The 13,068-nt window shown below is 71.9% G+C and carries 13 protein-coding genes; 6 read left to right on the top strand and 7 right to left on the bottom strand.

Translation table 11 applies throughout. The features are described 5' to 3' along the window. The 5 genes from MTQ10_RS08435 to MTQ10_RS08415 form a co-directional block, all read right to left on the bottom strand. A partial coding sequence (locus MTQ10_RS08435; protein ID WP_247464029.1) for a TetR/AcrR family transcriptional regulator occupies positions 1 to 661 on the bottom strand: 661 nt, incomplete at its 3' end. Then, positions 658 to 1,338: a DUF4166 domain-containing protein gene (locus tag MTQ10_RS08430; RefSeq protein WP_247464027.1), complete on the bottom strand. Its 681-nt coding sequence runs from the start codon at positions 1,336 to 1,338 to the stop codon at positions 658 to 660. The genes MTQ10_RS08435 and MTQ10_RS08430, both read right to left, overlap by 4 nt. Continuing rightward, positions 1,335 to 2,090: a hypothetical protein gene (locus MTQ10_RS08425; RefSeq protein WP_247464025.1), complete on the bottom strand. Its 756-nt coding sequence runs from the start codon at positions 2,088 to 2,090 to the stop codon at positions 1,335 to 1,337. Before MTQ10_RS08425 ends, MTQ10_RS08430 begins: the two co-directional genes overlap by 4 nt. Positions 2,091 to 2,348: 258 nt before the next feature. After that, the gene (locus tag MTQ10_RS08420; RefSeq protein WP_247464021.1) at positions 2,349 to 2,645 is read right to left on the bottom strand and encodes an MTH1187 family thiamine-binding protein; all 297 of its coding nucleotides are present in this window, start codon (positions 2,643 to 2,645) and stop codon (positions 2,349 to 2,351) included. Continuing rightward, entirely contained in the window at positions 2,642 to 2,986 is a 345-nt protein-coding gene (locus MTQ10_RS08415; protein WP_247464019.1) for a DUF3817 domain-containing protein, read from the bottom strand. The genes MTQ10_RS08420 and MTQ10_RS08415 overlap by 4 nt, the downstream gene beginning before the upstream one ends. A 193-nt stretch (positions 2,987 to 3,179) precedes the next feature. Between MTQ10_RS08415 and MTQ10_RS08410 the strand changes: the two genes are divergently transcribed. The 4 genes from MTQ10_RS08410 (at position 3,180) to MTQ10_RS08395 (ending at position 5,833) form a co-directional block, all read left to right on the top strand. Beyond that, positions 3,180 to 3,812, top strand: coding sequence for an AIM24 family protein (locus MTQ10_RS08410; RefSeq protein WP_247464035.1), 633 nt, complete (start codon positions 3,180 to 3,182; stop codon positions 3,810 to 3,812). A gap of 1 nt (position 3,813) precedes the next feature. Then, positions 3,814 to 4,464, top strand: coding sequence for an AIM24 family protein (locus tag MTQ10_RS08405; protein WP_247464016.1), 651 nt, complete (start codon positions 3,814 to 3,816; stop codon positions 4,462 to 4,464). A gap of 44 nt (positions 4,465 to 4,508) precedes the next feature. Next, the gene (locus MTQ10_RS08400; protein WP_247464033.1) at positions 4,509 to 5,264 is read left to right on the top strand and encodes an AIM24 family protein; all 756 of its coding nucleotides are present in this window, start codon (positions 4,509 to 4,511) and stop codon (positions 5,262 to 5,264) included. A 92-nt stretch (positions 5,265 to 5,356) separates the two neighbouring features. Then, positions 5,357 to 5,833 carry a MarR family winged helix-turn-helix transcriptional regulator gene (locus MTQ10_RS08395; RefSeq protein WP_247464013.1) on the top strand — a complete coding sequence of 159 codons (477 nt, stop codon included), beginning with the start codon at positions 5,357 to 5,359 and terminating at the stop codon, positions 5,831 to 5,833. Between the two features lie 287 nt (positions 5,834 to 6,120). Here MTQ10_RS08395 and meaB read toward each other — a convergent pair whose 3' ends face one another. Both meaB and MTQ10_RS08385 read right to left on the bottom strand, forming a co-directional pair. Beyond that, on the bottom strand, positions 6,121 to 7,077 hold the full coding sequence (gene meaB / locus MTQ10_RS08390; protein WP_247464031.1) for a methylmalonyl Co-A mutase-associated GTPase MeaB: 957 nt from the start codon (positions 7,075 to 7,077) through the stop codon (positions 6,121 to 6,123). 67 nt (positions 7,078 to 7,144) lie between these two features. Then, a complete protein-coding gene (locus tag MTQ10_RS08385; RefSeq protein ID WP_247464010.1) occupies positions 7,145 to 8,344 on the bottom strand; it encodes an acetyl-CoA C-acetyltransferase in 1,200 nt (399 codons plus the stop codon). 149 nt (positions 8,345 to 8,493) lie between these two features. Between MTQ10_RS08385 and mce the strand changes: the two genes are divergently transcribed. Together mce and scy are read left to right on the top strand one after the other, a co-directional pair. Beyond that, positions 8,494 to 8,934 carry a methylmalonyl-CoA epimerase gene (gene mce / locus MTQ10_RS08380; protein ID WP_247464007.1) on the top strand — a complete coding sequence of 147 codons (441 nt, stop codon included), beginning with the start codon at positions 8,494 to 8,496 and terminating at the stop codon, positions 8,932 to 8,934. A gap of 232 nt (positions 8,935 to 9,166) precedes the next feature. After that, positions 9,167 to 13,048: a polarized growth protein Scy gene (gene scy, locus MTQ10_RS08375; RefSeq protein ID WP_247464003.1), complete on the top strand. Its 3,882-nt coding sequence runs from the start codon at positions 9,167 to 9,169 to the stop codon at positions 13,046 to 13,048. The last annotated feature ends 20 nt before the right edge of the window (positions 13,049 to 13,068 follow it).

Genomic DNA, 13,068 nt, shown 5'->3' with positions numbered 1-13,068 from the left:
CCGACAAGCCCCCCCCCCCCGACACCCGCCGCAAGTGCCTGCGCACTGCCCGCTGCGCGACCGGGCCCAGTTCCTCCAGTGCCGCCGCCAGCGCCCCCAGTTGCTCCAGTGCGTCCAGTGCCGCACCCGCCCCGTTCGCGTCCACCTGCTCGTACAGCTCGATGCCCACGAACGACGCGGCGACGGCGCGTGCCAGGCCGGCGGGGTTCGTGAACTCGCCCAGTGGGGTGCGGGGCAGGACCCTGCGCAGGACCGTCTCGATCTCCGCGATCCACAGGTCGAGGCCCGCTGCCGTGGCGGGGCCGACCGCGGCGTGTGTGGGTGCGCCGGCCAGGAGTTGCCCAAGGAGGGCGACGTGGCCGTGGGCGCGTTCCCGCTCGTGTATCTCGCGGCCCACCGCGAGAAGTTCGGACAGCGAGGTCACCTCGGCGAGCCGCGCCCGGTGTGCGGCGACGGACTTCTCCGCGCCGTACCGGCAGGCCGCCGCGAGGAGTTCGTCGACCGAGCCGAAGTGGTAGAAGACCAGCGCCTGATTCACCCCGGCGGACGCGGCCACGGTTCGCGCCGACGTCCGGGCGATGCCCTGCTCGGTGAGGGTCCGCAGCGCGCCCTCCAGCAGCTTGGTCCTGGTCTCCCGGGACTTGGCCGTCTCCGGGCTCATACGCGTGGCTCCTCCCGTACGGGGCGCAGTCCGGGCCGGACACCGCAGCGCCGTACATCCGTGTACGTCGCGGTGAAGGAGCCCTCGTAGCCGAAGAGGGGGCCCATGCGGCGGTTGGTGACGCGGACCCGGATGCGGAAGCGGTCCGTGGCGTCGTCGTAGCTCTCCCTCACCTCGGCGGTCGCGCCGAGGAGTTCGGGGACGCGGACGTCCACCGGGCCCTCGCGGAAGCGATGTTCGCCGGAGCGGACGAGGAGGCTGCCGTCGGGTTCGGCGCGGAAGTACAGGTCGCTGGCGAGGTGCTGGTGGGTGCCGAGGTAGTCGACGATGCGGTCGGCGTGCGGGCCGAGGACCATCTGGGCGTCGAACCGGTGGGCACGGCCGGGGAAGTGGAAGGTGCGCACGAAGGTCACCGTCTCACGTCCGAAGGTGTCGGCGTACGGCACGTTCTCGATGGTGAAGGGGATGTTCCGGCCACCGCGCGGCAGGAGGATGTTGCGGGTGGCGCCGAGCAGCAGGAAGGGCCTCACCCAGGCGGGACCGTGCCACACCCGGGTCATGACACCGCGGCCGGTGCAGGCCTCACCGCTTGCCAGGCCCACGGAGAAGCGGCGCTGGAGCTGCGGGTGCAGACGGTCGAAGTCGCTGCCCATCACGGTGCGGAAGATCGACATCATCGCGGTGTCTCCAGGGTGTCGAGGAGGCGCGGCGCGCACGCGCGCGTGGGCGGGCGGCGCAGGCAGCGGCGTGCGGCGGGCGTGCCGGGCAGCGGCGCGGCGCACAGGGCGGCGCACAGGGCGACGGCCAGCAGCAGGGGGCACAGATACGCCGTGGACGCGGCGAAGGGGCCGAGCAGGCGCAGGGCGGAGGCGTCGTCGGCGAGGGCGGTGGCGCTGACGGCGATGACGGCGGCGCGGGCGAGGAGTTCGAGGAGCCAGTTGCGCAGGGCTCGCTCGGGGGTGATGCCGCGCTCCAGCCAGAGTCTCAGCCGGTCGAAGGACCAGGCGGTGGCCCAGCCCATGAGGGGCCGGAAGAGCCGACGGTCGGCGAAGGCACCGAGGCGGCCCCAGCGCGTGCGGTAGTCGTAGCCGGTGAGGAAGCGGACGCCGTCGCCGTCGGGGACGTACCGCCAGTAGCCGCTGCCCTCGGCGAGCAGGGACAGGGGGTGCGGGGAGGCGAAGCGCAGGGCGGAGGTGCGGGTGCCGTCGGGGCGTTCCTTCTCCCCTGCCGAGACGCCGGTGCCGGAGACGGCGAGGAAGGGCAGCACGCGCGTGGCGTAGCGGAAGCGCTGTGGTTCGCCGTGGGCGCGCGGGAGGGGTTCGATCTCGGTGAAGCGCAGGTCCCAGCGCTGGTGGTGGGCGGGGTCCTGGGTGTGGGTCCAGAGCTGGTCGAGGTCCGTGCGGATACGTGTCTCGATGTAGAGCCCCATGTGTTTCCCCCGGGCGAGCTCAGTGTTTGAGCAGTCGCTCAAATCGTCTGGGGGTGACCGTACCGGAGTTTGAGCGATCGCTCAAAGTGGCGGTACGAGAAAACCCCGGCCCTCGGGGGCCGGGGTGACCGGTGCTGCTGTACGGCAGTGCGCGGCGGTGAGGGGTGCGGGACGGCAGCAGTGCGGAGCCCGAGCCGCAGACCCGAGGCCGGAGGCCCCGGACCCGATGCCCTGGTCCGACGTTCCCGGGCCCGGGGCCTACTCCCCGGCCAGGTGCCGCTCCACGGTCTCCACCTTGGAGACGAGCCCGTCCGTCACTCCGGGCCGGATGTCGGCCTTGAGGACGAGAGAGACGCGTGGAGCCCGTGCCTCCACCGCGGCAACGGCGCGCTTGACGACGTCCATGACCTCGTCCCACTCGCCCTCGACGGAGGTGAACATGGCGTCGGTGCGGTTGGGCAGGCCGGATTCGCGGACCACGCGGACGGCGTCGGCGACGTACTCGCCGACGTCCTCACCGACGCCGAGGGGCGTGACGGAGAAGGCGACGATCATGCGTTGACGACCCCTTCCTTGCGGGCGCGGGCGGCGATGACGGCGTCCTCGGCCTCGCGGCGCAGCCGGCGCTCGGCGAAGAAGCCGCCGGCGGGCAGCACGGAGAGGACGAAGTAGAGGACGGCGGTCTTCAGGTCCCAGCGGGCGCGGTTCCAGGCGTCCGCCCAGAAGATCACGTAGAGGACGAAGAGGAAGCCGTGCACCGCGCCCATGACGGGGACGGCGTTGAAGTCGGTGGTCCGCTTCAGCACCGAGCAGACGATCAGGACGAGGAAGGAGACGGCCTCGGGGGCCGAGACCAGGCGCAGGCGGCGGAGGGCGGAGGCTGTCTTGATGTCCACGGGTCACCTTCGGGTGGGGGTCGTCGTCGGGGCGTCGTCAGGTTCGCAGTCGCGTCGTCGTCCGTTTGTGAACGGACGCACAAGCGTTCGCCCATTGTGGCAAACCGCGCCCCTAGGGGTGCGCTCAGGGTCCGTCTCCACCCTCAGGCCCTGTCCGCTCCACCCGGGGGGCCGCTACCTTCGCAGCGTGGCGATGTTCCGACTGCAAGGCAGCAACGTGCTCGCCGTCGACATGACCGGGGACGCCGTGAAAGCGAAGAACGGCTCGATGGTCGCGTACGACGGGCAGATGAGCTTCAAGAAGCTGACGGGTGGCGGTGAGGGGCTCAGGGGGATGGTGACCCGGCGGCTCACCGGAGAGCAGATGACGTTGATGGAGGTGAGAGGGCAGGGGACCTGCTGGTTCGCGGACCGCGCGTCCGAGATCAACCTCGTGAGCCTCCAGGGAGACAAGCTGTACGTGGAGTCGAGCAATCTGCTCGCGACCGACGGCGGCCTCCGGACGGGCACGACGTTCACGGGCCTGCGCGGTGCCTCACAGGGGAACGGCCTGTTCACCACGACGATCGAGGGCCACGGCCAGGCGGCGATCATGTCGGACGGGCCGGCGGTGGTGCTGCGGGTGAGCGCGCAGTACCCGCTGATCGTGGACCCGGGGGCGTACATAGCCCACCAGGGGAATCTGAGGCAGACCTTCCAGTCGGGTGCGACCTTCCGCACCCTGCTCGGGGAGGGCGGTGGTGAGGCCTTCCAGATCCGGTTCGAGGGGGACGGGCTGGTGTACGTGCAGCCGAGCGAGCGGAACACGATCGCGGGGGACGTCTGACATGGCCTTCCGTGAGATCAACTCCAAGATGGTGGAGGCGACGGTCGCTCCCGGGCAGCGGCTGTTCAGCCAGCGCGGCGCGATGCTCGCGTACCGGGGTGATGTGTCCTTCACCCCGAATCTCCAGGGCGGCCAGGGCGGGCTGATGTCGATGATCGGCCGCCGGGTCGCGGGCGAGGCGACGCCGCTGATGACGGTGGAGGGCAACGGCACGGTGCTGTTCGGGCACGGCGGCCACCACATCGAGGTGATCCGGCTCAGCGGCGACACGCTGTATGTGGAGGCGGACCGCCTGCTCGCCTTCGAGGGGACGCTGGAGCAGGGCACGATGTTCATGGGCTCCCAGGGGGGCGTCATGGGCCTGGTCCGCGGCCAGGTCACCGGCCAGGGGCTGTTCACCACGACCCTGAAGGGGCACGGGGCGGTGGCCGTCATGGCGCACGGCGGTGTCTTCGAGATCCCGATCACCCCGCAGCGTCCGGTCCATGTCGACCCGCAGGCGTATGTCGCCCACCACGGCGATGTCCGCAACAAGCTCTCCACCGCCCTCGGCTGGCGGGACATGGTGGGCCGCGGCTCGGGCGAGGCGTTCCAGCTGGAGCTGAGCGGCAGCGGTGCGGTGTACGTCCAGGCGTCGGAGGAGAAGCTGTGAGCACCCCCTGCACCACCCCCGGTGGCCCGGTGGTCTTCGACCCGATGAGCCTGCCGGCCGACGACAACGTCAACGCGTACACCTTCTGCGTGGAGCTGAAGGGGAGCCAGTGGTTCCTGCAGAAGGGGAAGATGATCGCCTACTACGGGGCGATCGAGTTCAACGGCATCGGGCATGGCCGTCTGGACCGGCTCGTGCGCACTTCCTTCCATTCGCCTCTGCACGCGAGCGACTGGGTGGTGGCGGAGGGCTCGGGCAAGATGCTCCTCGCCGACCGGGCCTTCGACGTCAATTCGTACGATTTGAACGACGGCAACCTGACCATTCGCTCGGGCAACCTCCTAGCTTTTCAGCCAAGTCTCGCGCTGAAGCAATCGATCGTGCCGGGTTTTCTCACACTCATCGGAACCGGAAAGTTCGTGGCTGCATCTAACGGTCCGGTGGTGTTCATGGAACCGCCGATCCGGGTGGACCCGCAGGCACTCGTCGGCTGGGCCGACTGCCCGTCGCCGTGCCATCACTACGACCACGGCTACATGACGGGCGTGATGGGCGGTCTACGTGCGATGACGGGCCTCGGCGGGGCGTCCGGTGAGGAGCATCAGTTCGAGTTCGTCGGCGCCGGCACGGTGCTGCTGCAGTCGTCCGAGACCCTGATGGCCGAGCAGGCCACGGGGACGGTGCCGCAGCAGGCGGGGGTACCCGGCGCGGGAGGGGCGCACAGTACACAAGGACCGCAGTCGGGGGTACCGCGCCTTCCCGGACAGCTGGGGGACCTCCAGCGTCGCTTCGGGCTGTGAGCGGTAGTCTGCGGAGTGTGACGTCGAACGCGTGCGCAGTCACAAACCACCCCCAGTAGTTCGTCTTTCAACTTCTTAGGTAGACTTCATTCATGGAGACCGAAACGGCCACCCGCTGGCTGACCGATGCGGAGCAGTGCGCCTGGCGCACCCACCTGGAGGTCAACAGGCTGTTGACGTACCAGCTCGAAAAGGACCTGCAGCCGTTCGGCCTGACAATGAACGACTACGAGATCCTGGTGAACCTCTCCGAGTCGGACGATTTGCGGATGCGCATGAGCGATCTCGCGTCCGCGACGCTTCAGTCCAAGAGCCGGCTCTCGCACCAGATCACGCGCATGGAGAACGCGGACCTGGTCCGCCGCGAGAACTGCGAGTCCGACCGGCGCGGGCTGTACGCCGTGCTGACGGAGCACGGCATGGAGACGATGCGGGCGGTGGCGCCGCACCATGTTGCGTCGGTGCGGCGGCACTTCATCGATCTGCTCGATCCTGAGTCTCTGACGCAGCTCGACAAGGCGCTGAAGCCGATCGCGGAGCATCTCCGTGCGCAGCGGGGCCGCCCGTAGCCGCCCGACAGGACCGTGGCCCCGCCGGGCCCCCTCCCCCAGCGGGGTCAGCCACGCACCTCCGTGCGAGGCTGCGCCCCGGCGCGACAGGGGCGCCCGGCACGGGTGCCGAGCCGGGGGGCGCTGCGCCACCCGGCGCGTGCGGGTGCCTCCCCCGGAGGGGGTACCCCCAGCGCCCAGTCGTGCCGCCCTGCGGCACGACTGCCCGCAGCTACGCCGGGGTCGCCGCCCACGACAGCCACCCCGGGGGCGCTGGAACTGCGCGGGGCCTCCGCCGGGCGTAGGTGTCAGGCCTGGGTGAGGGCCGTCACCAGTTCGTCCGCCGCCCGGTACGGGTCCAGCTCCCCCGCCACGATCCGCTCCGCGAGCGTCGGCAGGTGCCGGTCCCCGTGCAGGTCCCCGATCCGCTCCCGCAGCGCGGTCACGGCGATCGTCTCGACCTCCCGCGCGGCCCGCGCGAGCCGCCGCTCGGCGAGCACCCCGCGTTCCTCCATCCACGCCCGGTGCTTCTCCAGCGCCTCGACGACCTCGTCGACGCCCTCGCCCCGCGCGGCGACGGTCTTGACGATCGGCGGGCGCCAGTCGCCGGGCCCCCGCGCCTCGCCCAGGCCGAGCATGTGGTTGAGTTCGCGCGCCGTCGCGTCGGCCCCGTCCCGGTCGGCCTTGTTGACGACGTACACATCGCCGATCTCCAGGATGCCCGCCTTGGCGGCCTGGATGCCGTCGCCCATGCCGGGCGCGAGCAGCACGACGCTGGTGTCGGCCTGGGAGGCGATCTCCACCTCGGACTGACCGACGCCGACGGTCTCGACGAGGATCACGTCGCAGCCGGCCGCGTCCAGGACGCGGATCGCCTGCGGCGCCGCCCAGGCGAGGCCGCCCAGGTGGCCACGCGTGGCCATGGAGCGGATGTAGACGCCGGGGTCGGAGGCGTGCTCCGACATCCGCACCCGGTCGCCGAGGAGGGCGCCGCCGGAGAACGGCGAGGACGGGTCGACGGCGAGGACGCCGACCCGCTTGCCCTGCTTGCGGTACGCGGACACCAGCGCCGACGTGGACGTCGACTTGCCGACGCCGGGCGATCCGGTCAGGCCGACCACGTACGCGTTCCCGGTGAGCGGGGCCAGCGCCGCCATGACCTCCCGCAGCTGCGGGGACGCCCCCTCCACCAGGGAGATCAGCCGGGCCACGGCCCGCGGCCGTCCTTCCCTGGCCTGGGCCACCAGCGAGGAGACGTCCTGCATCACAGCTCCGTTCACATGAAGGTCGTACCGGTCGTACGTCGTACCGAAGGAAAGGGAGAACGCGCCGTCAGGCCTTGGGTACCCGCACGATGAGCGCGTCACCCTGCCCGCCGCCGCCGCACAGCGCCGCCGCGCCCACGCCGCCGCCGCGCCGCTTCAGTTCCAGCGCCAGATGCAGCACGAGACGGGCGCCGGACATGCCGATGGGGTGGCCGAGGGCGATGGCGCCGCCGTTCACGTTCACCTTTTCCGTGGACACGCCGAGGTCCTTCATTGACTGCACGGCGACCGCGGCGAAGGCCTCGTTGATCTCGATGAGGTCGAGGTCGGAGACCTCCAGGCCCTCCTTCTTCAGGGCGTGCAGGATCGCGTTCGACGGCTGCGACTGCAAAGAGTTGTCGGGTCCCGCGACGTTGCCGTGGGCGCCGATCTCGGCGATCCACTCCAGGCCCAGCTCCTCGGCCTTGGCCTTGCTCATGACGACCACGGCGGCGGCGCCGTCGGAGATCTGGGAGGAGGAGCCGGCGGTGATGGTGCCGTCCTTGGAGAAGGCGGGACGCAGCTTGCCGAGGGACTCCACGGTGGTGTCGCCGCGGATGCCCTCGTCCTTGCTGAACAGGACGGGGTCGCCCTTGCGCTGCGGGATCTCCACGGGGGTGATCTCGGCTTCGAAGACGCCGTTCTTCTGCGCGGCGGCGGCCCGCTGGTGGGAGAGGGCGGCGATCTCGTCCTGCTCGGCGCGGCCGATGCCGAGCCGGGCGTTGTGCTTCTCGGTGGACTCGCCCATGGCGATGTTCTCGAACGCGTCGGTGAGGCCGTCGTGGGCCATCGCGTCGAGCATCTGCACCGCGCCGTACTTGTAGCCCTCGCGGGACTTCGGCAGCAGGTGCGGGGCGTTGGTCATGGACTCCTGGCCGCCGGCGACGACGATGTCGAACTCGCCGGCGCGGATGAGCTGGTCGGCCAGCGCGATGGCGTCCAGGCCGGAAAGGCAGACCTTGTTGATGGTGAGGGCCGGGACGTTCATGGGGATGCCCGCCTTGACCGCGGCCTGCCGGGCCGGGATCTGGCCCGCGCCGGCCTGGAGCACCTGGCCCATGATCACGTACTGCACCTGGTCGCCGCCGATCCCCGCACGGTCGAGGGCGGCCTTGATCGCGAAGCCGCCGAGGTCGGCTCCGGAGAAGGACTTGAGGGAGCCCAGCAGTCGTCCCATGGGCGTGCGTGCGCCCGCGACGATCACCGAACTGTTCGTTGCAGATGCCATGAGCTGCGATCCCCTTACCGGCCGGAGAGGCCGAGGAGTGAACGAGGGTTTACTTCGAATGTACTGACTGGCACTCCGTGCCGTCACCGTGCCGTAGGTGTGATCGCTCGCACGTTGCGTAACCACTCCGGGAGCGCTGCACTGAACGCATGCTGACGCGAATCGACCACATCGGGATCGCCTGCCACGACCTCGACGCCACCGTCGAGTTCTACCGGACCACGTACGGCTTCGAGGTGTTCCACACCGAGGTCAACGAGGAGCAGGGCGTGCGCGAGGCCATGCTCAAGATCAACGAGACGTCGGACGGCGGCGCCTCCTACCTCCAGCTGCTGGAACCCGTCCGCGAGGACTCCACGGTCGCGAAGTGGCTCGCCAAGAACGGCGAGGGTGTCCACCACATCGCCTTCGGCACGGCCGACGTGGACGGGGACGCCGCCGCCATCCGCGACAAGGGCGTACGTGTGCTGTACGAGGAGCCCCGGCGCGGTTCGATGGGGTCGCGGATCACGTTCCTGCACCCCAAGGACTGCCACGGTGTCCTCACGGAACTGGTCACTTCGGCCCCTGTTGAGTCGGACGAGCACTGACCCTCGTACATAAGGGCCGGTAGGGTTGGGTGCGGTCGCCGCCCAACCAAGCGGCGCCAGGTCCCTGCGCCCTTGGCTCAGGGACTTCCGGGGCCTTGGTTTCGGGGAGGGAACGCCGGGGCGGCAGCCCAGGCTCCGCCGCCGATCTGACACCATTCCCCGGGGGCCCCGTTCGGCGGTTGGACGGTGCTCGTTCGGAGAGATGCGACCAGGGGACGGATGGGACCGCGCAGTGCGGGGCTACGAGAGCCAGGAGCGGGAGCCGGCGGCTGACGTCGACCACCTCACTCGGTTCGAAGCCGAGATGAAGCGGCTGAAGACCGAGCGGGAAAAGGCGATCCAGCACGCCGAGGACCTCGGCTACCAGGTCGAGGTGCTGCGCGCCAAGCTGCACGAGGCGCGGCGCACCATCATGTCCCGGCCCGCGTTCGACGGGGCGGACATCGGCTACCAGGCCGAACAGCTGCTGCGCAACGCGCAGATGCAGGCCGACCAGATCCGCGCGGACGCCGAGCGCGAGCTGAGCCAGGCACGGGCGCAGACCCAGCGCATCCTCCAGGAGCACGCCGAACAGGCGGCCCGGCTCCAGGCGGAACTGCACCAGGAGGCGGTGACCCGCCGCCAGCAGCTGGACCAGGAGCTGGCCGAGCGCCGCGCCACCGTCGAGTCGCACGTCAACGAGAACGTGGCGTGGGCGGAGCAGCTGCGTGCCCGTACGGAGGCGCAGGCCCGCCGGCTGCTGGAGGAGTCCCGCGCGGAGGCCGAGCAGGCCATGGCGCAGGCCCGCGCGGAGGCCGAGCGGCTGACCGCGGAGGCCCGCCAGCGGCTGGAGTCGGAGGCGGAGGCGGCGCGCGCCGAGGCGGAGCAACTGCTGCGCCGGGCCCGCGCGGACGCGGAGCGGCTGCTGAACGCCGCGTCGACGCAGGCGCAGGAGGCCACCGACCACGCCGAGCAGCTGCGTACGTCGACGGCGTCGGAGTCGGAGGCCGCGCGCCGGCAGGCGCAGGAGCTGAGCCGGGCCGCCGAGCAGCGGATGGCGGAGGCCGAGGAGGCGCTGCGCAAGGCGCAGGCCGAGGCGGAGAAGCTGGTCACGGAGGCCAAGGAGAGCGCCGCGAAGGCGCTGGCGAACGCCGAGGCGGCCAACGAGACCCGTACGCGTACGGCGAAGGAGCAGGTCGCCCGGCTGGTCAGCGAGGCCACCAAGGAGGCCGAGGCGACGAAGGCGGAGGCCGAGCAGGTCATCGCCGAGGCGCGGGCCGAGGCCGAGAAGATCGTCGCGGAGGCCGCGGAGAAGGCCCGTTCGGTCACCGCGGAGGAGGCCGCCACCCAGCTGTCGAAGGCCGCGAAGCAGGCCGAGGACGTGCTGAACAAGGCGTCCGAGGAGGCCCGGCGCACCACGAAGGCCGCGGCCGAGGAGGCCGAGCGGATCCGTTCCGAGGCCGAGGCGGAGGCGGACCGGCTGCGGGCCGAGGCGCACGACATCGCCGAGCAGCTGAAGGGCGCCGCGAAGGACGACACGAAGGAGTACCGCGCCAAGACGGTCGAGCTGCAGGAGGAGGCCCGCCGGCTGCGCGGCGAGGCGGAGCAGCTGCGTGCCGACGCGGTCGCGGAGGGCGAGAAGATCCGCGCGGAGGCCCGCAAGGAGGCCGTGGCGCAGATCGAGGAGGCCGCGAAGTCGGCGGAGGAGCTGCTCGCCAAGGCGAAGGCGGACGCGGACGAGCTGCGGCAGACCGCCACGTCGGACAGCGAGAAGGTCCGCACGGAGGCGATCGAGCGGGCGACGACGCTGCGCCGGCAGGCCGAGGAGACGCTGGAGCGCACCCGCAAGGAGGCCGAGCGGCACCGCGCGGAGGTCGCCGAGCAGGCGGAGGCGTTGAAGGCGGACGCCGAGCGGGCGGCACGGGAGCTGCGCGAGGAGGCCGAGCGGGCGGTCGCGGCCCGGCGCGAGGAGGCCACCGAGGAGCTGACGCGGCTCCAGCGGGAGGCCGAGGAGCGGCTGGCGGCGGCCGAGCAGGCGCTGTCGGAGGCGCGTGAGGAGGCGGCGCGGATCCGCCGTGAGGCGGCCGAGGAGACGGAGCGGCTGCGCGCGGAGTCGGCGGAGCGGATCCGGACGCTGGGGCAGCAGGCCGAGGAGGAGGCCGCGCGGCTGCGTGACGAGGCCGCGGCGGACGCGGCGGCGTCCCGCGCCGAGGGCGAGTCGGTGGCGCTGCGGCTGCGGTCGGAGGCCGCGGCGGAGGCGGAGCGGCTGAAGTCGGAGGCGCAGGAGAGCGCCGACCGGATGCGCGCGGAGGCGCAGGCGGCGGCGGAGCGGCTGGCCGCGGAGGCGTCGGAGACGCTGGCGGCGGCGCAGGAGGAGGCCGCGCGGCGGCGCCGTGAGGCGGAGGAGCTGCTGGGGTCGGCGCGTCAGGAGGCCGACCAGGAGCGTGAGCGGGCGCGTGAGCAGAGCGAGGAGCTGCTGGCGAGCGCCCGTACGCGGGTCGAGGAGGCGCAGGCCGAGGCGGTCCGGCTGGTCGAGGAGGCCGACCGGCGGGCGACCGAGATGGTCGCGGCGGCGGAGCAGCACGCGCAGCAGGTGCGTGACTCGGTGGCGGGGCTGCACGAGCAGGCGCAGGAGGAGATCGCCGGGCTGCGGTCGGCGGCCGAGGTCGCGGCGGAGCGTACGCGCCGGGAGGCGGAGGAGGAGGCGGACCGGGTCCGCGCCGACGCCTACGCGGAGCGGGAGCGGGCGAGCGAGGACGCGACGCGGCTGCGCCGGGAGGCGCAGGAGGAGTCCGAGGCGGCGAAGGCGCTCGCGGAGCGGACGACGGCCGAGGCGCTCGCGGAGGCCGAGCGGCTGCGCGCGGACGCCTCCGAGCACGCGCAGCGGCTGCGGACGGAGGCGTCGGACACGCTGGCGCAGGCCGATCAGGACGCGGCGCGTACCCGGGCGGACGCCCGTGAGGACGCCAACCGGATCCGGTCGGACGCGGCGACGCAGGCGGACACGCTGATCACGGAGGCCCGCAGCGAGGCGGAGCGGCTGACGACGGAGACGGTCGAGGAGGCGGACCGGCTGCGCGCGGAGGCGCTGGAGGAGGCGGACCGGGTCCGTGCCGAGGCCGTCGCGAAGGCCGACAAGCTGCTGGCGGAGGCCACCGACGAGGCGGAGCGGCTGCGTGCCGAGGCCGCGGAGACGGTCGGGTCGGCGCAGGCGCACGCGGAGCGGATCCGTGCCGAGGCGGACCGGGTGGAGTCGGAGGCGGCCGAGGAGGCCGACCGGCTGCTCACGGCGGCCCGCGAGGAGGCCGAGCGGACGCTGGACGAGGCGCGCAAGGACGCCAACAAGCGGCGCAGCGAGGCCGCGGAGCAGGTCGACACGCTGATCACGGAGACGACGGCGGAGGTCGACAAGCTGCTCGCGGAGGCGCAGGAGCAGGCGCTGAAGACGACCGCGGACGCGGAGGCGCAGGCGGACACGATGGTCGGCGCGGCCCGCAAGGAGGCCGACCGGATCGTCGCCGAGGCGACGGTGGAGGGCAACGCGCGGGTGGAGAAGGCCCGTACGGACGCCGACGAGCTGCTGGTCGGTGCGCGCCGGGACGCCACGCAGATAAGGGAGCGTGCGGAGGAGCTGCGCGACCGGATCACCTCGGAGATCGAGGAGCTGCACGAGCGGGCCCGCCGTGAGGCGGCGGAGACGATGAAGTCGACCGGGGACCGCTGCGACGCGCTGATCAAGGCGGCCGAGGAACAGCTCGCCAAGGCTCAGGCGAAGGCCAAGGAGATCGTCTCGGAGGCCAACTCCGAGGCGGGCAAGGTCCGTATCGCCGCCGTGAAGAAGGCGGAGGGCCTGCTGAAGGAGGCCGAGCAGAAGAAGGCGAAGCTGGTCAAGGAGGCCGAGGAGCTGAAGGCGGAGGCGATCCGCGAGGCCCGCCGCACGGTCGAGGAGGGCAAGCGGGAGCTGGAGATCCTGGTGCGTCGGCGCGAGGACATCAACGCCGAGATCTCCCGGGTCCAGGATGTGCTGGAGGCGCTGGAGTCGTTCGAGGCGCCGGCGGCCGGCAAGGACGGCGGCGTCAAGGCGGGTGCGACGGTGGGGGCCCCTCGTTCGGGTGGCAAGTCGTCAGACGGCTAGCCTTCTCGGTGGCTTCGGGT

Source organism: Streptomyces sp. XM83C, from assembly GCF_023072675.1.
Lineage (GTDB): Bacteria > Actinomycetota > Actinomycetes > Streptomycetales > Streptomycetaceae > Streptomyces > Streptomyces thermocoprophilus.
This window is presented reverse-complemented; position numbering and strand designations above follow the sequence as displayed.